The organism is Stutzerimonas sp. S1, assembly GCF_025966695.1.
Taxonomy (GTDB): domain Bacteria; phylum Pseudomonadota; class Gammaproteobacteria; order Pseudomonadales; family Pseudomonadaceae; genus Stutzerimonas.
Window position 1 is genome coordinate 283,098 of the sequence record NZ_JAOEIY010000001.1, and the last position, 24,612, is coordinate 307,709.

General features: G+C 66.8%; 25 protein-coding genes. 18 read left to right on the forward strand and 7 right to left on the reverse strand.

Annotation, left to right across the window (positions count from 1 at the left end; genetic code table 11):
* The 3 genes from N8H22_RS01305 to N8H22_RS01315 form a co-directional block, all read right to left on the reverse strand.
* Positions 1 to 1,554, reverse strand: coding sequence for an alkaline phosphatase D family protein (locus N8H22_RS01305; protein ID WP_264588823.1), 1,554 nt, complete (start codon positions 1,552 to 1,554; stop codon positions 1 to 3).
* A gap of 84 nt (positions 1,555 to 1,638) precedes the next feature.
* On the reverse strand, positions 1,639 to 2,067 hold the full coding sequence (locus tag N8H22_RS01310) for a RidA family protein (protein ID WP_264588824.1): 429 nt from the start codon (positions 2,065 to 2,067) through the stop codon (positions 1,639 to 1,641).
* Positions 2,064 to 2,594 (reverse strand): carboxymuconolactone decarboxylase family protein, encoded by a 531-nt coding sequence (locus N8H22_RS01315; RefSeq protein WP_264588825.1) that lies wholly within the window; start codon positions 2,592 to 2,594, stop codon positions 2,064 to 2,066. The genes N8H22_RS01310 and N8H22_RS01315 overlap by 4 nt, the downstream gene beginning before the upstream one ends.
* Before the next feature lie 146 nt (positions 2,595 to 2,740).
* Here N8H22_RS01315 and sigJ point away from each other — a divergent pair, with 146 nt between their 5' ends.
* The 9 genes from sigJ (at position 2,741) to dxs (ending at position 12,783) form a co-directional block, all read left to right on the forward strand.
* Positions 2,741 to 3,619, forward strand: a complete 879-nt coding sequence (gene sigJ / locus N8H22_RS01320) for an RNA polymerase sigma factor SigJ (RefSeq protein WP_264588826.1) — start codon at positions 2,741 to 2,743, stop codon at positions 3,617 to 3,619.
* Between the two features lie 72 nt (positions 3,620 to 3,691).
* Complete coding sequence (locus N8H22_RS01325; protein ID WP_264588827.1) at positions 3,692 to 4,504, forward strand: M90 family metallopeptidase; 813 nt, start codon at positions 3,692 to 3,694, stop codon at positions 4,502 to 4,504.
* A 109-nt stretch (positions 4,505 to 4,613) separates the two neighbouring features.
* Positions 4,614 to 5,141 carry an inorganic diphosphatase gene (gene ppa / locus N8H22_RS01330; protein ID WP_014854012.1) on the forward strand — a complete coding sequence of 176 codons (528 nt, stop codon included), beginning with the start codon at positions 4,614 to 4,616 and terminating at the stop codon, positions 5,139 to 5,141.
* A gap of 233 nt (positions 5,142 to 5,374) precedes the next feature.
* A complete protein-coding gene (locus tag N8H22_RS01335; protein ID WP_264588828.1) occupies positions 5,375 to 6,310 on the forward strand; it encodes an ABC transporter substrate-binding protein in 936 nt (311 codons plus the stop codon).
* Complete coding sequence (locus tag N8H22_RS01340; protein WP_264588829.1) at positions 6,304 to 8,700, forward strand: EAL domain-containing protein; 2,397 nt, start codon at positions 6,304 to 6,306, stop codon at positions 8,698 to 8,700. Before N8H22_RS01335 ends, N8H22_RS01340 begins: the two co-directional genes overlap by 7 nt.
* Before the next feature lie 80 nt (positions 8,701 to 8,780).
* Entirely contained in the window at positions 8,781 to 9,548 is a 768-nt protein-coding gene (locus N8H22_RS01345; protein WP_264588830.1) for a sulfite exporter TauE/SafE family protein, read from the forward strand.
* Positions 9,549 to 9,638: 90 nt separating this feature from the next.
* A complete protein-coding gene (locus tag N8H22_RS01350) occupies positions 9,639 to 9,881 on the forward strand; it encodes an exodeoxyribonuclease VII small subunit (protein ID WP_264588831.1) in 243 nt (80 codons plus the stop codon).
* A complete protein-coding gene (gene ispA / locus N8H22_RS01355; RefSeq protein ID WP_264588832.1) occupies positions 9,878 to 10,765 on the forward strand; it encodes a (2E,6E)-farnesyl diphosphate synthase in 888 nt (295 codons plus the stop codon). The genes N8H22_RS01350 and ispA overlap by 4 nt, the downstream gene beginning before the upstream one ends.
* 119 nt (positions 10,766 to 10,884) lie before the next feature.
* On the forward strand, positions 10,885 to 12,783 hold the full coding sequence (gene dxs / locus N8H22_RS01360) for a 1-deoxy-D-xylulose-5-phosphate synthase (RefSeq protein ID WP_264588833.1): 1,899 nt from the start codon (positions 10,885 to 10,887) through the stop codon (positions 12,781 to 12,783).
* A 318-nt stretch (positions 12,784 to 13,101) separates the two neighbouring features.
* Here dxs and N8H22_RS01365 read toward each other — a convergent pair whose 3' ends face one another.
* On the reverse strand, positions 13,102 to 13,578 hold the full coding sequence (locus N8H22_RS01365) for an NYN domain-containing protein (RefSeq protein WP_264588834.1): 477 nt from the start codon (positions 13,576 to 13,578) through the stop codon (positions 13,102 to 13,104).
* A 117-nt stretch (positions 13,579 to 13,695) separates the two neighbouring features.
* Here N8H22_RS01365 and N8H22_RS01370 point away from each other — a divergent pair, with 117 nt between their 5' ends.
* Both N8H22_RS01370 and N8H22_RS01375 read left to right on the forward strand, forming a co-directional pair.
* A complete protein-coding gene (locus N8H22_RS01370) occupies positions 13,696 to 14,376 on the forward strand; it encodes a YciC family protein (protein ID WP_264588835.1) in 681 nt (226 codons plus the stop codon).
* Positions 14,377 to 14,452: 76 nt separating this feature from the next.
* On the forward strand, positions 14,453 to 14,881 hold the full coding sequence (locus N8H22_RS01375) for a VOC family protein (RefSeq protein ID WP_264588836.1): 429 nt from the start codon (positions 14,453 to 14,455) through the stop codon (positions 14,879 to 14,881).
* Here the strand turns inward: N8H22_RS01375 and N8H22_RS01380 are convergent.
* Positions 14,878 to 15,708, reverse strand: coding sequence for an SDR family oxidoreductase (locus N8H22_RS01380; RefSeq protein WP_264588837.1), 831 nt, complete (start codon positions 15,706 to 15,708; stop codon positions 14,878 to 14,880). The genes N8H22_RS01375 and N8H22_RS01380 overlap by 4 nt on opposite strands.
* Before the next feature lie 192 nt (positions 15,709 to 15,900).
* Between N8H22_RS01380 and N8H22_RS01385 the strand changes: the two genes are divergently transcribed.
* Complete coding sequence (locus N8H22_RS01385) at positions 15,901 to 16,614, forward strand: transporter substrate-binding domain-containing protein (protein ID WP_264589320.1); 714 nt, start codon at positions 15,901 to 15,903, stop codon at positions 16,612 to 16,614.
* Between the two features lie 8 nt (positions 16,615 to 16,622).
* On the opposite strand, the gene hrpB is transcribed toward N8H22_RS01385, so the two are convergent.
* Positions 16,623 to 19,136 carry an ATP-dependent helicase HrpB gene (gene hrpB / locus N8H22_RS01390; protein WP_264588838.1) on the reverse strand — a complete coding sequence of 838 codons (2,514 nt, stop codon included), beginning with the start codon at positions 19,134 to 19,136 and terminating at the stop codon, positions 16,623 to 16,625.
* Between the two features lie 189 nt (positions 19,137 to 19,325).
* On the opposite strand from hrpB, the gene N8H22_RS01395 reads away from it, so the two are divergent.
* The 5 genes from N8H22_RS01395 to N8H22_RS01415 all read left to right on the forward strand — a co-directional run bounded on the left by N8H22_RS01395 (position 19,326) and on the right by N8H22_RS01415 (position 22,287).
* Entirely contained in the window at positions 19,326 to 19,742 is a 417-nt protein-coding gene (locus N8H22_RS01395) for a polyribonucleotide nucleotidyltransferase (RefSeq protein WP_264588839.1), read from the forward strand.
* A gap of 31 nt (positions 19,743 to 19,773) precedes the next feature.
* On the forward strand, positions 19,774 to 20,667 hold the full coding sequence (locus N8H22_RS01400; protein ID WP_264588840.1) for a cation diffusion facilitator family transporter: 894 nt from the start codon (positions 19,774 to 19,776) through the stop codon (positions 20,665 to 20,667).
* Between the two features lie 302 nt (positions 20,668 to 20,969).
* On the forward strand, positions 20,970 to 21,449 hold the full coding sequence (locus tag N8H22_RS01405; protein WP_264588841.1) for an Lrp/AsnC family transcriptional regulator: 480 nt from the start codon (positions 20,970 to 20,972) through the stop codon (positions 21,447 to 21,449).
* Between the two features lie 169 nt (positions 21,450 to 21,618).
* On the forward strand, positions 21,619 to 21,822 hold the full coding sequence (locus tag N8H22_RS01410) for a DUF2788 domain-containing protein (RefSeq protein ID WP_003290551.1): 204 nt from the start codon (positions 21,619 to 21,621) through the stop codon (positions 21,820 to 21,822).
* Positions 21,823 to 21,894: 72 nt separating this feature from the next.
* Positions 21,895 to 22,287, forward strand: a complete 393-nt coding sequence (locus N8H22_RS01415) for a globin (RefSeq protein ID WP_264588842.1) — start codon at positions 21,895 to 21,897, stop codon at positions 22,285 to 22,287.
* Between the two features lie 16 nt (positions 22,288 to 22,303).
* On the opposite strand, the gene N8H22_RS01420 is transcribed toward N8H22_RS01415, so the two are convergent.
* Positions 22,304 to 22,942, reverse strand: coding sequence for a pseudouridine synthase (locus tag N8H22_RS01420; protein WP_264588843.1), 639 nt, complete (start codon positions 22,940 to 22,942; stop codon positions 22,304 to 22,306).
* Between the two features lie 292 nt (positions 22,943 to 23,234).
* Between N8H22_RS01420 and urtA the strand changes: the two genes are divergently transcribed.
* The gene (gene urtA / locus N8H22_RS01425) at positions 23,235 to 24,503 is read left to right on the forward strand and encodes an urea ABC transporter substrate-binding protein (RefSeq protein ID WP_264588844.1); all 1,269 of its coding nucleotides are present in this window, start codon (positions 23,235 to 23,237) and stop codon (positions 24,501 to 24,503) included.
* Positions 24,504 to 24,612 lie beyond the last annotated feature (109 nt).

A 24,612-nucleotide genomic window follows, 5' to 3' on the forward strand; every position in this document is an offset into this window, starting at 1 on the left:
TCAGGCCGGCTGCCAGGGCTCCAGCGTCTGGCTGTAGACCACCGTGCCGTCGATGTCGCGCAGACTCACGCCCAGCGCACCGCTCTGCGCGTCGATCTCTACCTCGCCGAAGAACTGGAAGCCCGCCCGCGGCGAGCTGTTCGGCGTGGGCGCCGCCTTGTGGAACACCACTTCCGGGCCGAAGGTGGCGTCCAGCGGATTCGGCCCGAAGCTGCCGGCGTTCAACGGCCCGGCGACGAACTCCCAGAACGGCTCGAACTGCTGGAACGCGGCGCGATTGGGGTGGTAGTGATGCGCGGCGCAGTAGTGCACATCCGCCGTCAGCCAGACGGTGTTGCGCACCCGCGCGCGCTGGATGAAGGTCAGCAGCTCGGCGATTTCCAGCTCGCGACCCAGCGCCGGACCATCGTTGCCATTGGCGATGGCCTCCCAGCGCGGACCATCCGGCACGTGCAGGCCGATGGGCATGTCGGCGGCGATGATCTTCCAGGTCGCGCGCGAGGCGCGCAGCTCGCGCTTGAGCCAGCGCAGCTGCTCGCGGCCGAGAAACGCCGTGTCCGCGCCCTGCTCCGCCTGCAGGTTGTGGGTGTTCGGCCCGCGATAGCTGCGCATGTCCAGCACGAACACCTCCAGCAGCGGCCCGTAGCTGACCTTGCGGTAGATGCGCCCAAGCCGGTCGCCGCGCGCGATGCGCATCGGCGCGTATTCGAGATAGGCCTGCCGCGCACGACGCACCAGGGTATCGACATCGCGCACTTGCTGGTATCGGTCGTCCAGCACCTTGCTCGGCGACCAGTTGTTGGTCACTTCGTGGTCGTCCCACTGCCAAATCTGCGGCACCTCGGCGTTGAACGCGCGCAGGTTCTCGTCCAGCAGGTTGTAGCGGTAGTTGCCGCGAAACTCGTGCAGCGTCTCGGCAACCTTGCTCTTCTCTTCGGTGACCAGGTTGCGCCAGGTGCTGCCGTCCTCGGCGGTCACTTCGGCGGGAATCGGTCCGTCGGCGTAGATCACGTCGCCGCTGTGCAGGAAGAAGTCCGGCCGGCGCTGGCGCATGGTTTCGTAGATGCGCATGCCGCCGACGTCCGGGTTGATGCCGTAACCCTGGCCGCAGGTGTCGCCGCCCCAGACGAAGCGGATATCGCGCGGGCGCTTCGGTGCGCTGCGCAGATGGCCGAACCAGGGCTCGCTGAGCACGCCGCTGCGGGCGTCCTCGAAACGCGCGCGGTAGAAGATCGACTGATCCGCCGGCAGCCCACGCAGGTCGACGCGGGCGGTGAAGTCCCGACCGGCATCGGTGATGGACGACAGCATGCGCCGCGGATTGCCGAAGCGGCTGCGCGTGTCCCACTCGACGATCAGCCGGCCGGGGCGGTCGCAGCGGCTCCAGACCAGCGCGCGGTTGCCCTCGACATCGCCGGACTGCACACCATCGAGCATCTGCGGCCGCGCGCGCGGCGCGGCGATGATGGCGGGCGCGATGCCCAGGGCCGGCAGGGCGAGGCCGGCGCCGATGCCCTGCAGCAGTTGGCGGCGTTTCTGATCCGGTGCGGTCATCTCGGGGTCTCCTTGCGAGTGAGTGGTTCTCCTGATGTAGCCGCCCCGCTTGACAGTCCCGTGACGCGCCGACCGACGGCATGCTCAGCCAGCCGTCAGCAACAGCACGGCCTCGATCTCGAACAGCATGCCGTCGAGCGCCAGGCGCGGCACCGGGATCAGCGTGCAGGCCGGTTTCGGCTCCGCCCCCAGTGCGCGCGCCAGCTCCTCGCCGAACACCTGCAACCGCGCCTCGCTGTGCTCGACGATCAGTACGCCGAGCTTGGCGATCTGAGCCGGCGAGCCGCCCGCCGCCTCAATGGCGACACACAGGTTGCGCAGCGCCTGGCGCACCTGCTGGCGGAAATCGGCCGGCAGGCGGCCGTCGGCCGTCTCGCCGCCCTGCCCGGCGATGAACGCCAGTCGCGCGCCGGCCGGCAACAGCGCGACGTGCGAGTAGCCGTTGGGCGCCGGGTCGTACAGCCCCGGCGGGTTGATCAATTGCAGTCCGCTGCGCTCGGTTAGTTCGCTCATGCCTTGCTCCTTTCGGTGGTGGGACGCAGATCGGCAAAACGCTCCAATGCGCGGTTCATCGCGCCCTCGAGGTCGCCCGGTCGGTACTGGCCCGGCTCGCGGCCGAAGGCGACGCTCAGACGATTCCAGCTGTTGATGACAACGATGGCGAAGGTCAGCCGGGTGATCGCTCGCGGTGAGAAATGCGCGGTCAACTCACCGTAGCAGCGATCCAGGGTTTCACCGTCGGGCAATCGGGTCACCGCCTCGGTCCAGGCCAGCGCCGCGCGTTCGGCCAGGCTGTAGACGTTGGCTTCGCGCCAGGCCGGCAGCAGCAGAATGCGCGGCAGCGGCGTTTCCAGCGCCAGCAGGTCCTTGCTGTGCATGTCGATGCAATAGGCGCAGCCGTTGAGCTGCGAGGCGCGCAGCTCGATCAGCGCAAGCAGCTGCGGGTCCAGGCCGGATTCGTGCAGGTAGCCGCTGATCGCGGTCAGCGCCTGCAGCGGCAGTGCGTCGGCGTGTTTGAAGTAGTCGAGGCGAACGGTCATGGCGGTCTCCAGTCGGTTTGTCGGTACTGACTCAGCCAGGACGCAGCCGCCCGATGGGCTGTGACAGCCGAGCGGCAGAAAAACCGGCTGTCACAGCGAGCGCGGTCGATCCGTCCATACTGGACGAGTCATCGTGAGGAACTGACGTGCGGGACAAGACGGATTTCTTTCAGACGTTACGGCCGAAACTGTTCGGCCTGGCCTACCGGTTGCTGGGCAGCCGCGCCGATGCCGAGGATCTGCTGCAGGACGCCTGGCTCAAGTGGAGCGGCGCGGACACGGCGACCATTCGCGACGCCGAGGCCTGGCTGGTCACCGTGGTGACGCGGCTGGGCATCGACCAGCTGCGCCAGCGTCGCGCACGCCGCGAGGAATACCTCGGCCCGTGGCTGCCTGAACCGCTGCTCGGCCTCGGCAACCACGAAGGCGAACGGCTGGCCGACCTCGGCGCGGACATCTCCATGGCCTTCATGGTGCTGCTCGAGCGCCTCGGTGCGGAGGAACGTGCAGCACTGCTGTTGCGCGAAGTGCTCGAGCATTCCTACGAACAGATCGCCGAGGCCCTCGGCAAGAACGCGACCGCCTGCCGGCAGATCATCAGCCGCGCGCGGCGGCGGGTGCGCGAAGAGCGGCCGCGCTTCGCGGTCGATGGCGAAGCACATCGACGGCTGGTGGAGCGCTTCGCCGCCACGCTGCTGGAACCGGACAGCACGGCCTTCGCCGAACTGCTCGCCGAAGACGTGAGCTGGATGGCCGACGGTGGCGGTCTGGTCTCCGCCGCCTCGAAGACGCTGCATGGCGTGCGGGCTTCGGCGCGCCTGGCCCGCGGCATCGCCCGCCGCGCGGCCGGCCAGTGGAGCACTCGCGTCGCCTGGATCAACGGCGAGCCCGGTGTGCTGGTGCTGCACGGCGATCGCATTCATGCGGCGATGGCGCTGGTCAGCGACGGCCGGCAGATCCGCCGCATCTACTCGGTGCTCAACCCGCACAAGCTCGGACAGGCGCCGCTGGACGCGGCGTCCTGAACGCCTGCGCGCGGCTTGCCGCACATCGCCGCCGCGCTTATGGTGAGCGCCCTTTCGCTGGAAGCTTCGTGCATGTGGTCCTTTCGCGCCTGGCAGCGCAAACGCATCCTCGCCCGCAACCCGGTCGATGCCGACCTGTGGCAGCGGGTGCTCGACAGCCTGCCGATTCTCGACGGCCTGAGCGACGAAGAACTCGGCCGCCTGCGCGAACGCGCCGTGCTGTTCCTGCATGACAAGCGACTGACTGCGTTGCCGGGCGTCGAGCTGCAGGTCGAGGATCGCCTGCGCCTGGCGCTGCAGGCCCAGCTGCCGCTGCTGCATCTGGCCGATCTGGGCTGGTATCGCGGCTTCCACGAGATCGTCATCTATCCGGACGACTTTCTCAGCCCGCAGAAGCACCGCGACGCCGCCGGCGTCGAGCACGAGTGGGACGCCGAACACAGCGGCGAAGCCTGGCTGCAGGGCCCGGTGATTCTCGCCTGGCCCGGCGTGCAGCAGAGCGGCGGCTGGGAGGCCTACAACCTGGTGATCCACGAGCTGGCACACAAGCTGGACATGCTCAACGGCGACGCCAATGGCCTGCCGCCGTTGCACCGATACATGCGCATCGACGCCTGGGCGGTGGCCATGCAGCAGGCCTACGACCGCCTGAACACCAGCCTCGACGCCGATCCGGACGCCGAAACGCCGATCGATCCCTACGCCGCGGAAAACCCGGCGGAGTTCTTCGCCGTCACCAGCGAATATTTCTTCAGCGCACCGGACGTGCTGCACGCTGCCTTCCCCGAAGTCTACGCACAGCTCGCCGATTTCTATCGCCAGAACCCGCTGCAACGCTTGCAGCGACTGCAGGCCGAACACCCGGCCTACCGGGAACCTGCCTAGGCCGTACGCGTCGAACCCGGCGTGCATTGCGCGCGACATTGCGCCTATAATCGCGCCCACTTTTTTTCGCCCCCCCGGCCACGCTGGCCGATCACGGAGCCTTTCCTTCATGAGCTACAGCAAAGTCCCGGCCGGCAAAGACCTGCCGAACGACATCTACGTCGCCATCGAAATCCCGGCCAACCACGCGCCGATCAAGTACGAGATCGATCACGACACCGACTGCCTGTTCGTCGACCGCTTCATGGCCACCCCGATGTTCTACCCGGCCAACTACGGTTTCATCCCGCACACCCTGGCCGATGACGGCGACCCCCTCGACGTGCTGGTCGTGACCCCTTACCCGGTCGCACCGGGCTCGGTCATCCGCTGCCGTCCGGTCGGCGTACTGAACATGACCGACGAAGCCGGCGGTGACGCCAAGCTGATCGCCGTCCCGCACGACAAGCTGACCCAGCTGTACGTGGACGTGAAGGAATACACCGACCTGCCTCCGCTGCTGATCGAGCAGATCAAGCACTTCTTCGAGAACTACAAGGATCTCGAGAAGGGCAAGTGGGTCAAGGTCGAAGGCTGGGAAGGCGCCGACGCCGCCCGTGCAGCAATCACCAAGGCGGTTGCGGCTTACCAAAAATAAGCCAACGCCACCCCCTGAAGCCGGCCACAAGCCGGCTTTTTTATTGCCCGGTTACTGCCAGCCTGCTGCCGCCTCGTCTAGCCTGAGCATCTCCGCCCAGTCGGATCGTCGCGGTTCGACCATCGCGAAAACGTGATGCATAGCACCGCATCGATTACCCCTAGACCTTTTACGGGATTCACGGCGACCCATGAGTCAGCTATGGTGGCCTTCAACCATCATGGAGTCGCCAGATGCGTCGGGCTCTATTATTGCTGTTTGGGTTGGCCCTGCTGGGCTGTCAGCCAGAATCGGACGAGATTCGCATCGGCAGCAACCGCTGGCCGGGCTACGCCCCTCTTTACCTGGCCGATGATCTGCGCTGGACCGAGCCCAGCCGCGTGCGCCTGGTCGAGTATCCGACGACGACCGGCGTGCTACGCGGCTTTCGCAACGGCCTCCTGGATGCAGCGATGCTGACGCTCGACGAAGTGCTGTTACTGCAAAGCGGCAGCGAAGAGCTGGACCTCGAAATCCTACTGGTCACCGACGTCTCTGCCGGCGCCGACGTACTGTTCGCTCGCGCGCCGATCGCCTCGTTGGCCGAGCTGAAGGGGCGGCGTATCGGTGTGGAAAGTACCGCGCTCGGGGGCTTCTTCCTCTCGCGGCTGCTCGACGAGGCGCAACTGCGCCTCGAGGATGTCACCATCGTCAGCCTTCCGGTCCATGAGCATGTAGAAGCGTTTCGCGATCGACGGGTCGACGCGGTCATCAGCTTCGCCTCGCAAGGACCGACTCTGGAAAGCCACGGTGCGCGACACCTGTTCGACAGCCGGCAGTTGCCCGGCGAGATCATCGACGTACTGGTAGTCGACCGTCATCGCGTCAGTGCGCGACAACGCCAGCTGCTCAAAGCCCTGTGGTTCGACTCGCTACGCGCCTGGCAGGAGAATCGCGCGAAAACCGACCCCCGCCTGCAGCGCCGTCTCGGCCTGGATGCCAACGCTCTGCAGATCACGCTGAACGGCTTGGTCATGGGCGATGCAGCACTCAATCAGCAGTGGCTGGTCGACGGCCAGTTGCTGCGCAGCGCTCAGCGCCTGAGCGACTACTTGACCGAGCGTCAGCTGATAACCAAGCCGCCCGCACCGCAACAGCTGATTGCCGTCTGCCGAGGTGAAACATGCTGACACGCCTCTCGCTGCGTCTCTCGTTGCCGCTGGTGCTGGGCCTGTTCGGCCTGACCTTCACCCTGTTGCTGACCGCATGGCATCTGCCCGGGCGCGTCGATGAAACCCTGTTGCACTGGCGCAGCCATACCCATCAGCATCTGGCCCTGCTGCAGAGCAGCCTGAGCGATCACCAGCGTTTCGGCCGCGCCACCGAACTGCAAACCGAGCTGGCCGATCTCGCCAGCCTGGAAGGGGTCCGCTGGGCGATGGTCATCGACCAGCAACTACGGGTCATCGAAAGTACCCGCCTCGGCCTCGACCCGGCCGAGCTGGAACTGATCAGCCCCGGCAAGCTCAGCGAGCACGTACGCAATGGCCGCTCCGGCTGGCTCGGCACGTCGTCTTCGCAGCAACTGGCAATCTATCCGCTGGAGCGGACCGACGGCGATGGCAGGCCGCTACGCGAGGCCCTGCTGATCGAGTTCGATTTCGCCCCGGTGGTTGCGCAGACCAAGCGCGACGGCTGGTTCTACCTGGCACAGACCCTGAGCCTGCTGATCATGCTGGGCCTGGCGCTCAACCTGCTTTACGACCGTCTGATCACCCAGCGCCTGGCGCGCATCGACCGTGCGGCCCGCGCGTTTGCCAGTGATCAGCAACCGCAGCCGCCGGCCGTCTCCGGCAACGACGAGATCGGTCAGCTGGCAACCACCTTCAGCCGCATGATGCGTCAGCTGCACGAGCGCCAACTGGCGCAGCGCGAAAGCGAACAACTGATGCGCAACCTGATCGACACCGCACCGGTGGGCATGCTCGTGGTCGACCGGGAGCTGCGTGTACAGCAGGCCAACCCGGCAGCGGCGACACTCTTCGGCTGCACGCCGGCCGAACTGATGGGCGCCCTGCCGGGCGACCGCCTGGTCGAAGCCGACGCTGCGGAGCGCCTGCAACGTACGCCGGCCAACACCGTGCTGGAGCTGACCGGGCGCCGGCACGGACACAAGGTGCCGCTGGAAATCACCTGCACGCCCTTCCAGCGCGATGGCGAACAGCTTGCGCTGGTTCTGTTACGCGATATCGGAGACCGCCTGCGTGCCGAGCAGCGTCTGCGCTTTCTCGCGCATTTCGATCCGCTCACGCAGCTGGCCAACCGCAACTTCCTGGTGCAACGTCTGGAGCAGCTGCTCAGCGCACGGATACCGCTGAGCCTGCTCTATCTGGATATCGATCATTTCAGAAGGATCAACGACGCCCTGAGCCACGAAGTCGGCGATCGCCTGCTGGTCCAGATCGGTGACCGTCTGCGCCGTCTCGCCCCATCCCCGGCCGTGCTGGCGCGCTCTGGTGGCGACGAGTTCATGATCCTGCTGGAAGGCGGTAGCGCCGAGCAGGCCGTACAGCTGGCCGAGCGCCTCATCGACGGCTTCAAGCCGGCGGTACGCATCAATCAGTACGAGTGTTTCGCCAGCCCGAGCATCGGCATCACCAGCAGCGACGGCACTGGCAGTGCCAGCGAGCTGCTCAAGCAGGTCGATCTGGCCCTGTATGCCGCCAAGGATGCCGGGCGCAACTGCACCCGCCTCTACACCCATGAGCTCAGCGCCGCAGCCGAGCGGCGCCGGCAGCTGGAGCAGGCCTTGCGCCTGGCGCTGGACGAGCAGCAGTTCGTGTTGCACTACCAGGCGCAGGTGAACGCGGCGGGCGAGCCCGAGGTGATGGAGGCGCTGCTGCGCTGGAACTCGCCCGAGCGCGGCCTGGTACCACCAGCTGAGTTCATCCCGGTGCTGGAGGACAGCGGACTGATCATCGAAACCACCCGCTGGGTCTTCCGCCAGGCCTGCCGCCAGGCGCGCCAGTGGCAGGAACAGGGCCACTCGCTGCGCATCGCCGTTAACCTCTCGCCGCTGGATTTCCGTCAGGCCGACCTCGCCGGCAGCCTGCTCGGCATCCTCGAGGAAGAAGGCGCCTCGGCGAACCTGCTGGAGCTGGAGATCACCGAGAGCGCACTGCTCGAGGCCGATGAGCACGTGCAGCAGACCCTGACCCGCCTCAAGGCGGCCGGCCTGCCGCTGCTGCTCGATGACTTCGGCACCGGCTATGCCTCGCTGACCTACCTGCAACGCTTCCCCTTCGACGGCATCAAGATCGACCGCGAGTTCGTCGCCGGCCTGCCGGACAGCGAACACTCGGTCGCGCTGGTGCGCGGCATTCTCACCATGGCCGGCCACCTGGGCCTGCATGTGGTCGCCGAAGGGGTGGAGAACGAACGCCAGGCCGCGTTTCTGCGACTGAACAACTGCCCGAGCCTGCAGGGCTATCACTATGCACGGCCCCTGCCGGCAGCACAGTGTCAGCTGACCCGCGCACCCCGCCAGCAGACGGTACTGCCGTTGCCGCTGGACGGCTGACGCGCCGGCGTTTTACGCCGCCGGCTAGCCTGGGCGCAGCGGCTTGGATACCCTGCCTCCTTTTGGTGCGAGCCTGTCCGATGTCCCTCTTCGAGATTTTGCTGCTGGTTGCCGCCGGCTTTGCCGCAGGCGGTATGAATGCCCTGGCCGGCGGCGGTACTTTCTTCTCCTTCCCCGCCCTGCTCGCCACCGGCCTGCCGCCGGTGACGGCCAATGCCACCAACGCCGTCGCCCTCTGGCCGGCGAGTCTGGCCGGCGCCTGGGCGGCACGCTCCAGCCTGCGACCGCTGGGCGGTTATCTTCTGCCGCTGCTGCTCGCCGGGCTGGCCGGCGGCCTGCTCGGCGGCCTGCTGCTGCTGGCCGGTGGTGACGACGTGTTCAGCCTGCTGATCCCCTGGCTGCTGCTGCTGGCCACCGCACTGTTCGCCGCCAGCCCTTGGCTCAGTCGCTGGCTGGCCGGACGCCGGCGGGAAACCGCGGTGCCACCCCATGCTCCTGCCTCGCTCGCCGCACATGGTCTGGTGTCGATCTATGGCGGTTACTTCGGTGCCGGCATGGGCATCCTGCAACTGGCGGCGTTCTCCATCGAAGGCCATGCGCTAGTACGCGCCAATGCACTGAAGAACCTGATCTCGGCGGTGATCTACAGCGTGGCCAGCATCACCTTCATCGTCGCCGGCCGGGTCAGCTGGTACGAACTGCTGATCCTGCTCGTCGGCGCCACGCTCGGCGGCTACGCCGGTGGCGCGCTCAGCCAGAAGCTGCCAGCCACCTGGTTGCGTGCCTTGGTGATCCTGATCGGCAGCGGCATGACGCTCTATTACTTCTGGGCCACCTACGCCGCCTGAGCCGGCCAAAGCCGTCGAAGGTGGCTGTAGCGGGCCTTCTTTGCTAATGTCGCGCCCGATTCAGACCCGCCGCACACTACAGGTTCCGTCATGGCCCGCAAGAAAGCCGCGCTCGATTTCGAACAATCCCTCGCCGATCTGCAGCAACTGGTCGAACGTCTGGAAAGCGGCGAGCTGTCGCTGGAAGACTCGCTGACCTGCTTCGAGCAGGGCATCGGCCTGACGCGCGACTGCCAGGCGGCGCTGAGTCAGGCCGAGCAGAAGGTGCAGATCCTCCTCGAGCGCGACGGCAAACTGCAGGAAGCGCCGTTCGAAACGGACACCGACGCATGATCGCCGACTACCAGAAAGCCTGTCAGAAGCGCGTCGACGACTGCCTGCAGGCGCTCTTCGTGGCGCCGCACCCGCAGCTCGAACGGCTTTATCAGGCGATGCACTACAGCGTCATGAACGGTGGCAAACGTGTGCGCCCGCTGCTGGTCTACGCCGCGTGCGAGGCGCTGCGCGGCGAGCGGGCCGAAGCTGACGGTGCGGCCTGCGCGGTGGAACTGATCCACGCCTATTCACTGGTGCATGACGACCTGCCGGCGATGGACGACGACGACCTGCGCCGCGGCCAGCCAACCACCCACAAGGCCTTCGACGAGGCCTGCGCGATCCTCGCGGGTGACGGCTTGCAGAGCCTGGCCTTCGAAGTCATCGCCAGCGCCGCGCACAATCCCGCCGACCCCGCACTGCGCCTGCAGATGCTCGGCGTGCTCGGGCGCGCCGCCGGCCCGGCCGGCATGGTCGGCGGGCAGGCCATCGACCTCGGCTCAGTGGGACACAAGCTCGACCGCGCCGCGCTGGAGCTGATGCACCGGCACAAGACCGGCGCACTGATCGAGGCGAGCGTCCGGCTCGGAGCACTGGCCAGCGGTCGCGCCGATGCCGCCAGCCTCGCCTCGCTCAGCCAGTATGCCCAGGCGATCGGCCTGGCATTCCAGGTGCAGGACGACATCCTCGACGTCGAAAGCGATACCGCCACGCTCGGCAAGCACCAGGGGGCCGACATCGCGCGCGACAAGCCGACCTACCCGGCGCTGCTCGGACTGGACGCAGCCAAGGCGTATGCGCGCGAACTGCACGATCTCGCACTGCACGCCCTACGCCCGTTCGACAGCGCCGCCGAACCGCTGCGCGACCTGGCCCGCTTCATCGTCGAACGCCGCAGCTGAGCGGCACGGCCGCAGTCATTGCGGCCGCGACAAAGACCCCGCCGAGCGCCGAGCCGTTCTTATCGAAGTATCCTTCGGGTAAACTGCCGCTCTTTTTTCAGCCAAACGATTCCGCCCCGATGCCCAAGACGTTCCATGAGATTCCTCGGGTCCGCCCAGCGACGCCCGTCCTAGATCGCGCGGCCACGCCGGAGCAGCTGCGCCGGCTGGGCGAGGCGGAACTCGAAGAGCTCGCCAACGAACTGCGCCAGGACCTGCTGTTCAATGTCGGACAGACCGGTGGGCATTTCGGTGCCGGACTGGGCGTGATCGAACTGACCATCGCGCTGCACTACGTCTTCGACACCCCGGACGATCGCCTGGTGTGGGACGTCGGCCATCAGGCGTACCCGCACAAGATTCTTACCGGCCGTCGCCAGCGCATGAGTACCCTGCGCCAGAAGGACGGCCTGGCCGCCTTTCCGCGCCGCTCGGAGAGCGAATACGACACCTTCGGCGTCGGCCACTCCAGCACCTCGATCAGCGCTGCACTGGGCATGGCCATCGCCGCCCGCCTGCAGGGCGAAAAGCGCAAGTCCATCGCGGTGATCGGCGACGGTGCGCTGACCGCCGGCATGGCCTTCGAGGCGCTCAACCATGCGCCGGAAGTCGGCGCCAACATGCTGGTGGTGCTCAACGACAACGACATGTCGATCTCGCGCAACGTCGGCGGCATGTCCAACTACCTGGCCAAGATCCTTTCCAGCCGCACCTACGCGAGCATGCGCGAGGGCAGCAAGAAGGTGCTCTCGCGCCTGCCCGGCGCCTGGGAGATCGCCCGCCGCACCGAGGAGTATGCCAAGGGCATGCTGGTGCCCGGCACGCTGTTCGAGGAGCTCGGCTGGAACTACATCGGCCCGATCGACGGCCACGATCTGCCGACGCTGATCGCCACCCTGCGCAACATGCGCGACCTCGATGGCCCGCAGTTCCTCCATGTGGTGACCAAGAAGGGCAAGGGTTTCGCCCCGGCCGAGGCCGATCCGATCACCTGGCACGCGATCAGCAAGCTGGAACCGGTCGGTGCGCCAGTGGCACCGAAGAAGCCGAGCGGGCCGAAGTATTCCAACGTATTCGGCCAGTGGCTGTGCGACATGGCCGCCGCCGATCCGCGCCTGACCGGCATCACCCCGGCGATGAAGGAAGGCTCCGACCTGGTGGCCTTCAGCGAGCGCTATCCGGACCGTTACTTCGACGTCGCCATCGCCGAACAGCATGCCGTGACCCTGGCCGCCGGCATGGCCTGCGAAGGCCTGAAGCCGGTGGTGGCGATCTATTCGACCTTCCTGCAGCGCGCCTACGACCAGCTGATCCATGACGTCGCGGTGCAGAACCTCGACGTGCTGTTCGCCATCGACCGAGCGGGCCTGGTCGGCGAAGACGGCCCGACCCACGCCGGCAGCTTCGATCTGTCCTACCTGCGCTGCATCCCCGGCATGCTGATCATGACGCCGAGCGACGAGAACGAGATGCGCCGCATGCTCACCACCGGCTACCTGTTCGAAGGCCCGGCAGCGGTGCGCTACCCACGCGGCAGCGGGCCGAACGCGACCATCGAGCCGGGCCTGGCGCCGCTGGAAATCGGCAAGGGCGTGGTGCGCCGTCAGGGCAAGGGTGTCGCGCTGCTGGTATTTGGCGTGCAGCTTCCCGAGGCGCTGCAGGTCGGTGAAACGCTCGATGCCACGGTGGTGGACATGCGTTTCGTCAAGCCGCTGGACGAAACGCTGCTGCGCCGCCTGGCCGCCGAGCACGAGCTGCTGGTGACGATCGAGGAAAACAGCATCATGGGCGGCGCCGGCAGCGCAGTCGCCGAGTTCCTCGCTAGCGAGGCCGTGGTCATGCCCATGCTGCAAATGGGCCTGCCGGACATCTATGTCGAGCACGCCAAGCCGAGCGAGATGCTCGCCGAGTGCGGCCTGGATGCCGCCGGCATCGAAGGCGCGGTGCGCAAGCGCCTGGCTGCCCTCGGCAAGGCTTGATCAGCATTTCGGTGGATGGCTGAAGCGCCTCCATCCTACGTCTCGAAGCTCGCTCCAACAGCTCCCGGCGAGCCTTCGGAAAAGGCTTTGCTTCCGCACGGCACCATCCGGAGTTATATCGGCGAAGGCCGCAGGGTGGAAAACTGCGAAGCATTTTCCACCGTGTGAACGACGCTCTCACTAAGCCCTAGCGAGAGCCCACGCCGCGTCCCACGCCGTGGCGGTGGATGGGTGGAGCACCATCCACCCTACGTCACTGGTAACTCCGACGCGCCTCAATCGCGAGCAAGCTCGCTCCCACAAAAGCGGGCGGAATGTTCAGCCACGCAACAGCAAATCCCCTTCGATGGGTACATAACGCGTTGCGGCGCGAATCAGTGATTGCGCGGTAAGCCCCGGCACGCCGTAGGCGGTGGCCTCGGCGCCGCCGGCACGGACCCGCTCCAGCAGCAGATCGAAGTCGCCATCGCCCGAGGCCAGCACCACCTCGTCGACCCGCCCCGCGGCATCCAGCACGTCGATGGTGATACCTACGTCCCAGTCGCCCTTGGCCGAACCGTCGCTGCGCTGAATGTAGGGCTTGAGCTTCACGGTGAAACCCAAGTTGCGCAGGATCTGCTGGAACTGCTGCTGGCGCGCATCGCCACGGTCGATGGCATAGGCATAGGCCTCGACGATGGTGCCACGCTGGCTGACGTCGGCCCACAGCGCCGCATAGTCGAAGTGGCAACCATGGGCCTGTCGCACGGTGTAGTAGAGGTTCTGCACATCGGCAAACAGGGCGATCTTCTTCACGCATCAATCCGGGTCGGTAAGGGATCGTCAGTATGGACGGCGAAATCGCGCGTGTCCCGCCCCGGGCGCATCGGCTACAGTGGCGCCCCTCGATGTCCTACTCAGCTTTCGATTGCGATGAACGTCCTTGCCATCCTGCGCGACGCCTGGTTCTTCTACTCCCGCCACTTCGGTTCGATCGTCCGCCTCTGCCTGCCGCTGATCCTGCTCGAGAGCGGCACCCGTCTGGCCGTGGACCACTGGCTCGGCAAGGGCGCGCTGCCGGGGCAGGAGCTGCTGGTGGGCATGCTGTTCTACCCGCTGTATATCGGCGCGCTGATCCTGTTCATCGATGCCCGCAGCCGTGGCCACGCTCCGGAGCTGCGTGCCGTGCTCGCCCGTGCGCTGCCGCTGTGGCCGGCGCTGGCGGTGCTCACCGGCCTGGGCACGCTACTGATCATGCTCGGCGCCTCGCTGTTCGTCCTGCCCGGCATCTGGGTGATGGTGAAGATCGCCTTCGCCGAATTTCTGCTGGTGTTGCGCGGCCTGTCGCCGCTGGCGGCATTGAAGCAGAGTTTCATCCTTACCCGCGGGCACTTCCTGCTGGTGCTCGGCTGCGTGCTCAGCGTGCTGCTGCCGCTGTGGATCGTCGAGGCCTGGCTGGCCACGGCGCTGGTCGCCGACAACGCCGCGAACGCTCTGCCGCGGCTGCTGCTCGACGCCGTGGTCGGTGTGCTGCAGCTGCTGCCAACGGTCATGCTGTTCCGCTGCTTCATGCTCTGCAGCGACACGCCGGCAGGCGATCGCGGCCGGACCTAGCCGTTCAGCTGACAGCGCAGCAGCGGCGCCGGGGGCTGCTAGGCTTGCTTCGGTCACGCCCATGAGAGCCACTGCCATGACCGCACAGAACCCCAGCATCCTCTCGCATATTTCCCTCGGCACCGCCCGCTTCGACGAGGCGGTCGCCTTCTACGATCAGGTGCTCGCCACCCTCGGCTGCAAGCGCATCCTCGAGCATCCCGGTGCGGTTGCCTGGGGTCGTGAATTTCCCGAGTTCTGGATCCAGACGCCGTTCAACGGCAGCCCCGCCTCGGTAGGCAACGGCACCCATGTAGGTTTCTTCGCCGCCGATCAGGCGGCGGTGAACGCCTTCCATCGCGCGGCCATCGCCGCCGGCGGCCTTGACGAGGGCGCTCCCGGGCCACGCCCCGAATATGGCGAGCCCTATTACGGCTGCTTCGTGCGCGACCTCGACGGCCACAAGATCGAGGCGACATTCTGGGACCCAGCGCTGATGCAGCAGCTCTACGGTACGCCCGGCTAGCGCGCCCGCGCCGCGAGCAGCCGCGGCAGCAGCAGACTCTGATACAGCCGCGGAAAGCAGCGCGCCAGCAACTGCGCCTTCCAGTCGAGGTTGGACAACACCAGCAGTTTGCGCCGCCTGAGCGCGCCCTGATAGATCGCCTCCGCCACGTCCTGCGGCGAGGCTACCCGGCCGATGGTCAGCACCGGCTGCGGCGCGGTGGAACCGTCGCCGACCAGCACATTCTTGCGCAGGTCGGTGGCGGTGTATCCCGGGCACACCAGCATCACGTTGACGCCGCTACCCTCCAGCTCGCCGCGCAAGGTCTCGAACAGACCGTGCAGCGCGTGCTTGCTGGCGTTGTACGCGGCGCGATCAGGTACCGGCGCGTACTGCGACAGCGAGCTAAGCACAATGATCTGGCCACCACGAGCCATCAGGCTCGGCAGCGCCGCCTGAGTGCAGTGCAGTGCGCCGTAGAAGTTGACCGCCATGACCCGGTGGAACACCGTCAGGCTGGTGTCCGCGACGCGGCTGCGGTGGGTGATGCCGGCGTTGTTGATCAGCACGTCGATACCGCCGTAGCGCTCGATCACCAGACTGACTGCCCGCTGCACCGCCTCGGCATCGCTGACATCGCAGCGCACACCAAGCGCCTCGGCGTTGTGATGATCAGCCAGATGCTGCACCAGGCTGTCGAGCGCCGCCTGTTCGAGATCGAAGATGACCAGCCGTGCGCCGGCCTGCGCCATGCGCAGCGCCAACGCCCGGCCGATTCCGGCGCAGCCGCCAGTGATCAGCACCACCTTGCGATCGAACACCTTGCTGGTGAATACCTTGCGTCGCATACACGCCCCCTTGCCCTGCACTCGGCTACCCGCCGCGCGCTCTAGTCTGAGCATAGGCCGAGCGCCGCAGGCTTTCCTGACAAGTGACATTCTGTGGCATGGACAAACCGCTATCGGTTCCTCATCCTCCGCCCCGCGAGACATTCAGGGACGACGCACATTTTGAGATCACTCCTGTTGACCGCAGCGCTCCTGCTCGGTGGCTGCGGCCTGGCCCACTCAGCGCCGCCCACGCAGGCGCCGCTGACGGTCGGCTACTACGAGTTCCCACCGGCCATCTACAGTGACCCGCAACAACGGGCCCGCGGCCCCGTGGCCGAACTGACGCGCCGCGTGCTACGGCACGCCGGCTATCGCGCGCGTTTTCGCTCGTTACCCAGCGCGCGCCTGTATGCCGGATTGAAAAGCGGAAGCGTCGATCTCTGGGCCGGAGCACCTGGCAAGCCCGAACTGGCGGTGCACACACTGGAAAGCCGTCACACCCTCGGGCGGATCCACCTCAATCTCTACTACCGCCCGGACACGCCGCCGCCACGCATCCCCGAGGACCTGGCCGGGCAAGGGGTGATTCTGATCAGCGGCTACAGCTACTGGCCGGAAATCACCGACATGCTGCAGGATCCGGCACTAGGCGTGCGGGTGGTGCATACCAGCAATCATGAATCGGCGTTGCAGATGCTCCGGTACCGCCGGGCCAACTATGTGCTGGACTACCAGGCCCCGGTGAGCCAAGCCCGCCAGCGCCTGCGGCTGGGCGAACTGCCGTTCCTGCCGATCAGCGAGGTGCCGATCCACTTCATCGTTTCGCGCTACGCCGCCGACAGCGAGGCAGTGCTCGCTGCGCTGGACCGCGCCTACGATGAGCTGCGCGCCGCCGGCGAAGACGTCCGCCTGCCGGACGACTGAGCGGGCTGCTATTGGCCTCGCGGCTTGGCCCGCGCGGTGGGCTCGGCGATCAGCGGGTCGTCCGGCCAGTAATGCTTGGGGTAGCGCCCCTTGAGGTCCTTCTTCACCTCGGCATAGGTGTTGGCCCAGAAGCTCGCCAGATCCTGCGTGACCTGCACCGGCCGACGGGCCGGCGACAGCAGATGCAGCTTGACGACCTGGCGGCCGCCGGCAATACGCGGCGTCTCGGCCAGGCCGAACAGCTCCTGCAGCCGCACTGCCAGCACCGGCGGCTGCTCGCTGTAATCAAGGCGAATGCGTGAGCCGGACGGCACCGACAGTGCCACCGGTGCCTGCTCGTCCAGCCGTTGCGGCAGCGGCCAGGGCAGCAGGGTGGCGAGCATCGCAGGGAGATCGAGCAGGGCGAAATGCGCCAGTCGCGACACCCGCCCCAGATATGGCAACAGCCAGTCTTCCAACCGTTGGAGCAGCGCGGCATCACTGACGTCCGGCCACTCGCTGGTGCCCGCCGTGTCGAGATCCAGCTGCCGCAGCAGTGCGATGCGCGCCTGCCACTGACGCAGTTCTGGCGTCCACGGCAGCATCTCCAACCCCTTGCGCCGCACCAACCCGAGCAATGCCCGCCCGCGTGATTCGTCATCCAGACCCGGTAGCGGCTCACGGCTCAACACCAGCTCGCCGATCCGGCGCTGGCGCTCCGCACGCAGCACGCCCTCACGTTCGTCCCACTCCAGCTCGTCGCGCTGACTGACCTGCTCGGCGAGTACGCCATCGAACAGCGCCGGATCCAGCGCGACCGCACGGTAGATGCGCTCCTCGCGCCGGCCCTGATGACTGCCGAGCTCGGCGATCACCAACCAGGGTTCCTTCATCAGCGCATCGGGTTCATCGAATTGCGCGGCGCGGCCGTTGGCCAGACGGTATTCGCCGCCGCCATCCCGGCGCTGGCGCGCGACTCGATCCGGATAGGCGAAGGCCAGCAACGCAGCGACGGCCTGCGCTTCGTCCAGCGCAGCCGGCGTGCGTTGCGCATCACCGCGCAGCAGGCCGCGAAACTGCCGAGCCAGCTGCCGCACCCGTTGCACGCCGCCGGCGCGCCCGCTGGCCAGCGAGTGCAGGCGCAAGGCCAGGTCGGCGCCGCCACCGCGCTGGGTGTCGCGCTCGCTGAGCAGCGCGGCGATGTCCGCCGCCAGCGCCGCCTGCCCCAGCGCCTGGCCGCGCAGCAGCAGATGCGCCAGACGCGGATGTACCGGCAGCTCCGCCATCGCCTGGCCGTGGGTGGTCAGTTGCCAGCCACCGCGCGGGTTACGCTGCAGGGCACCGAGCCGCTCCAACAGTGCCTGTGCCTGGGCATAGGCCGCCGCTGGCGGCGCATCCAGCCAGGCCAGTTCACCCGGCTCGGCACCCCAGCGCGCCAGCTGCAGCGCAACACCGGCCAGGTCGGCCTGGAGAATTTCCGCCTCGCCATGGGCCGCCAGCTGGGCGTGCTGTTCCTCGGACCACAGCCGGAAGCAGACGCCGGGCTCCAGACGCCCGGCGCGCCCCGCCCGCTGCGTCGCCGAAGCGCGGGAAATGCGCCGCGTCTCCAGGCGCGTCATGCCGCTGCCCGGGTCGAAACGCGGCACTCGCGCCAGCCCGGCATCCACCACCACCCGCACGCCTTCGATGGTCAGGCTGGTTTCGGCGATGTTGGTGGCCAGCACGACCTTGCGCGTGCCCGCCGGCGCCGGCTCGATCGCCGCTCGCTGCGCCGCCAGTTCCAGCTCGCCATGCAGCGGGCAGAGCAGCACATCGCTGCGCCCGGCCAGCGACTCGGCCAGCACCTCGTTGACGCGGCGGATCTCCGCCTGCCCCGGCAGGAATACCAGCAAACTGCCGTGCTCCTCGTCCAGCGCCTGCAGCACCATCTGCACCACCCGCGCCTCGATGCGCTCGCCGGCCTGGTAGGGCCGCCCCCAGCGCAGCGCCACCGGGTGCATGCGCCCGTCGCTGCGCACCACCGGCGCCTGGTCGAGCAGGCTGGACAACCGCTCGCCCTCCAGCGTCGCCGACATCAGCAGCAGCTTGAGCGGCTCGTCGCGCAGCAGCAGCCGCGCATTGAGCGTCAGCGCCAGCGCCAGGTCGGCATCCAGGCTGCGCTCGTGAAATTCATCGAAGATCACCAGGCCGACGCCTTCGAGTGCCGGATCGTCCTGCAGGCGACGGGCAAGAATGCCTTCGGTGACCACCTCGATGCGCGTGTTCGGGCCGACCCGGCTTTCCAGGCGGATGCGATAGCCGACGGTCTCGCCGACCCGTTCGCCCAGCTCGCTGGCCAGGCGCTCGGCCGCCGCGCGCGCGGCCAGGCGCCGTGGTTCGAGCATGACGATCGACTGCCCGGCCAGCCAGGATTCGTCCAGCAATGCCAGCGGCACGCGGGTGGTCTTGCCGGCCCCGGGCGGCGCCTCCAGCACCGCTTCGTCGCGAGTACACAGGGCCTGACGCAGGGCTGGCAGGGCTTCGTCGATGGGTAGGCTGATCATGGCGGCTCCGGTTTGCGGCCGCCGATTATATAGACGCCACGCGCCGCGCAGCGCCCCCAGCCCTGCCGTCCAACGCGGGCGCGTCGGTATAGGGCGACTTTGCGAACAGCCACGCCGTCACGGCGGTCCGATATCAGGAAAACATCACGCAGCCCTTGTATAGTTGCGCCACTTTTTGCGGAGGTCCCTATGCGTACTCGTTCCCGTGTCATCGGCGGCGTGCTGGCCGTCTCCCTGTTCACCCAACTGGCCGCCTGCGGCACGCTGTTCTACCCCGATCGCCGCGGGCAGATCGAAGGCCGCATCGATCCGGCGGTGGCCGTGCTCAACGCCATCGGCCTGCTGTTCTATGTGATTCCCGGCCTGATCGCCTTCGGCATCGACTTCGCCACCGGCGCCATCTACCTGCCCGAGGGCGAATACTCGGTGGCACCGCAGAAACTGCAGGAGGCCATCGGCGCCGACGGCCGCGTCGACCAGGCACGGCTCAAAGCCATCCTCGAGGAAGAAATCGGCCGCAGCCTGCCGCTGGATGATCCGCGACTGATCCAGCAGAGCGGCAACCACGAGCAGCTGGCCACCTTCGGCCTGCGGACGGCCGTCTGATGGGTATTGGCGCGCTTGGCGGCCTGCCACGATGAGTACTAGCGCCGAGCACGCCCGCCTGCTGCGCCGTGCCACTGGTGCTGCACTGGCGGTGGCGCTGTTTCTCGCCGTGAGCAAGGCCGTGGCCTGGTGGCTGAGCGGTTCGGTGAGCCTGCTGGCGGGCCTGACCGACTCGCTGCTCGATGGCGCCGCCTCGTTGCTCAACCTGCTGGCAGTGCATTACTCGCTGCGTCCGGCCGATGACGATCATCGCTACGGCCACGGCAAGGCGGAGGCGCTGGCCGGGCTCGGGCAGGCGGCGTTCATCGGCGTCAGCGCGCTGCTGGTCGGCGCCCAGGGCGTCGACCGGCTGCTGCATCCGCAGCCATTGGGCGCGCCGCTGCTGGGCATCGTGGTGATCGTCGTCTCGCTGGGACTGACGTTCGCGCTGCTTGTCTACCAACGTCACGTGGTACGGATCACCGGCTCGACGGCGATCCGCGCCGACTCGCTGCACTACCGCTCGGACCTGCTGCTCAACAGCAGCATCCTGCTCGCGCTGGTGCTGGCGAGCTACGGCTGGGAGCAACTGGACGCCATCTTCGGCATCGCCATCGCCTTCTACATCCTCTGGAGCGCGGCGAGCATCCTGCGCGAGGCCGGCGCGGTGCTGATGGACACCGAGGTATCCCCGCAGATCAGTGAGGACATGCATCGGCTCGCCTGTAGCGTGCCCGGCGTGCTCGGCTGCCATGACCTGCGCACGCGGGTCTCCGGCACCCGCTGGTTCGTCCAGCTGCATCTGGAACTGCCCGGCGAACTGTCGCTGACGCGGGCGCATGCCTTGTGCGACGAGGTCGAAGCGACGATCCACGCGCGCTATCCGCGCGCCGAGGTGCTGGTGCATGCCGACCCGCAGGAAGTGGTAACACCGCCAACTCCGTGAGCGGGCAAAAAAAAAGACCACGCCTTGGCGTGGTCTTTCATTATCTGGCGGGCCGCGGGTAACGGCATCTTCATCCAGCGCCTTGTGGGCGGTGGGGTCCCGGACCGCTGCGCAGGGTAAGCGCAGCGGGGAAGTACCAGCCGGTTGACCGGTACCGTTACTGCCGGGAGCGGAAGTTGTGATCAGGTTACGCGCCTCGCCGCGGCAGATGCTTGCGAAGATTGCTCAAATCAACACCTCTTGCGCAATGATCGCCAACCGAGTCATTCTTTCTCGCAATCTTTCTTCTGGCGACAGCAAAAATGAGCAAACTCGACCGCTTCGACCTACGCATTCTCGCCGAACTGCAGCATGACGCCCGCATCTCCAACCAGGAACTGGCCGAACGCATCGGCCTGTCGCCGTCGCCCTGCTCCCGCCGCGTCAAGCAGCTCGAAGACGACGGCTACATTGCGCGCCAGGTCGCCCTGCTCGACCGCAAGAAGCTTGGCCTGACGCTCACCGCCTACGTGCTGATCGGCATGGACCGCCACACCCCGGAGCGCTTCGAGCACTTTGAACAGGTGATCGGTAAATGCCCGCAGGTGCTGGAGTGCAGCCTGGTCACCGGCATGGATGCCGACTACCAGCTCAAGGTGGTGGTGCCGGACATGGAGCACTACCAGCAGTTCCTGCTCGGCACCCTGACGCGTATCGAAGGCGTGTCCAGCGTGCGTTCCAGCTTCGTGCTACGCCAGGTGGCGTCGAGCACCGAGCTGCCGCTGGAGCACCTGCGCGGCTGAGACACCGCTCACGAACCGAAGCCACATCCAGCAGGCCTATTGCGTATAATCCGCGCCGCCTTGCTATGCCCCGCACGCCGATCCAATAAGAGCCTCGCTCGATAACTACTCGCCTGCCGCTGTCATAGCTCTCGTCGTCTGTTTCAGACCTAGTCATGCGGAGGATTAAATGGATCCAGCTGTTTTCGAAGAGTGGATGATGATCATCCTGGTCGGCGGCCTCGTGGCCTTCATGGCCTTCATCGTCTGGGATCTCGCGAAAAAATCGAAAGCCGGGCGCTACGGCACGCTGGTGCTGTTCGGCGCGCTCGGACTGGGCGTACTCGGTTTCGTCATCAAGACCCTGGTGATCGGCAGCCTCGAAGGCATCTGATCGCCCTTCCCATCCGAATCTGCGGCCGCGTCACCCGACGCGGCCCGGGTCGTTATTTGCTAAGGAAAAGCCATGAAAGCCACCGACCGGGTGATGCAGAGCTACGGACGCTGCTGCGCCAGTGCCACTTTCTTCGAAGATTTCTACGTCAACTTCCTCGCCAGCTCGCCGATGGTCCGCGAGAAATTCGTCCAGACCGACATGGCCGCGCAGAAACAGTTGCTGCGCGCCGGCATCCTCAATCTGGTGCTGTTTGCGCGCGGCATGCCGGACACCAAGCTCAAGGCGCTGGGCCAGAGCCACTCGCGCAGCGGCTTCGATATTCGTCCGGAGCTCTACGATCTGTGGCTGGCAGCGCTGCTGCGCACCATCGGCGAGCATGACGACGACGCCGGCAAGGACGATCTGCTGGCCTGGCGCGAAGTGCTGGGCAAGGGCATCGAGGTGATCAAGTCGTGCTACTGACGCATCCGCCGGCGCGCTAAAGCTGCGCCGGCACCTCCCGCCACTCGCCCGGCTGCAGGCCATCGAGCGTCCACGGCCCGATGCGCACCCGCACCAGGCGCAGGGTCGGCAACCCGACCGCCGCCGTCATGCGCCTGACCTGGCGATTGCGCCCCTCGCGAATCACCAATTCCAGCCAGCTGGTCGGCACGCTCTTGCGAAAGCGCACCGGCGGGTTGCGTGGCCATAGCTCGGGCTCATCGAGCTGCCGTGCTTCGGCCGGCAGGGTCAGGCCGTCATTGAGCTGGACGCCATCGCGCAAGCGCTGCAGCTGCTCGGCGCTGACCTCACCTTCCACCTGCACCCAGTAGGTCTTCGGCAACTTGTGCTTCGGGTCGGCGATACGCGCCTGCAACTGGCCATCGTTGGTCAAGAGCAGCAGCCCCTCGCTGTCGCGATCCAGCCGGCCGGCCGGATAGACGCCCGGCACCTGCACATAATCCTTCAGCGTCGCGCGGCCATCGGCATCGTTGAACTGGGTGAGCACATCGAACGGCTTGTTCAGCAACAACAGGCGTGGCTCGGCCGGCGGTGCCTTGGCGATGCGACGCGGCGCGGATGGGCGCGCGGTTCGTGCAGGCGGACGCGAGGATGGAGAACGCGGCGGACGGGGCATGGCGATGGCTCTCGGAGCGGGCCGGCCATGCTAGAAGTGACGCCCAGCAGTCGCAAGTGGCGGAGCCCCCGCTGCGCGGCACTGAAATCGGGCAAAGCGGCCTCCGGCAGTGCGCCACTCGTCTTCGCGTGCACCAGCGTGGCTCACCGAGAAAGCTGTCCAATCAGCGGCAGATCGGCGCAAAGCCGCGTCGCAGAAGGCTTTGCGCCATTTGGCACGGATGCTGCCATTGCTCCTGGCGTTCCGATGTTTTCAGCCCACAGTTGCGCACGGACAGCCAAGGAGCCCCACGATGAAACGCCGTCCTCTGATCAAGACCACCCTCGCCGCCAGTGCCCTGATGCTCAGCGGCCTGTTCCCGTTCACCCTGCAGGCCGCCGAGACCATCAAGGTCGGTATCCTGCATTCGCTGTCCGGCACCATGGCCATCTCCGAGACCTCGCTCAAGGACATGGCGCTGATGACCATCGACGAGATCAACGCCAAAGGCGGCGTGCTCGGCAAGCAGCTCGAGCCGGTGGTGGTCGATCCGGCTTCCAACTGGCCGCTGTTCGCCGAGAAAGGCCGCCAGCTGCTGACCCAGGACAAGGTCGCGGTGACCTTCGGCTGCTGGACCAGCGTGTCGCGCAAGTCGGTGCTGCCGGTCTATGAAGAACTCGACGGCCTGCTGTTCTACCCGGTGCAGTACGAGGGCGAAGAGCTGTCGCCGAACGTGTTCTACACCGGCGCGGCGCCAAACCAGCAGGCCATCCCGGCGGTCGAGTACCTGATGAGCGAAGACGGCGGCAGCGCCGAGCGCTTCTTCCTGCTCGGTACCGACTACGTCTACCCGCGCACCACCAACAAGATCCTGCGCGCCTTCCTGATCAGCAAGGGCGTGCCGGAATCCAGCATCGAAGAGGTCTACACGCCGTTCGGTCACAGCGATTACCAGACCATCGTCGCCAACATCAAGAAGTTCGCCGCCGGCGGCAAGACCGCTGTGGTATCGACCATCAACGGCGACTCCAACGTGCCCTTCTACAAGGAGCTGGCCAACCAGGGCCTGGAAGCCACTGACGTTCCGGTCGTGGCCTTCTCGGTCGGTGAGGAAGAACTGCGTGGCATCGACACCAAGCCGCTCGTTGGTCACCTGGCCGCCTGGAACTACTTCCAGTCGGTTGAAAACCCGGTAAACGAAGCCTTCGTCAGCAAGTGGAAGGCCTACGCCAAGGCCCAGAACCTGCCGGGCGCCGACAAGGCGGTGACCAACGACCCGATGGAAGCCACCTACGTCGGTATCCACATGTGGGCGCAGGCGGTCGAGAAAGCCGGCACCACCGACGTCGGCAAGGTGCGCGACGCGCTGGCCGGCCAGACCTTCAAGGCACCGAGCGGCTACACCCTGACCATGGACGAGAAGAACCACCACCTGCACAAGCCGGTGATGATCGGCGAGGTCCAGGAGGACGGTCAGTTCTCGGTGGTCTGGGAAACCGAAAGCCCGGTCCGCGCGCAGCCGTGGAGCCCCTACATCCCGGGCAACGACAAGAAGCCGGATTACGCGGTGAAGTCGAACTAACCGCTGCGGTCGTCGCGGTGGATGGGTGACGCGCCGACTTCGCGTCCCGATCCACCCTGCGATCACTCGGCTTTCGTCAGGCGGATCGGGACGCGTAGTCGAGACGTTC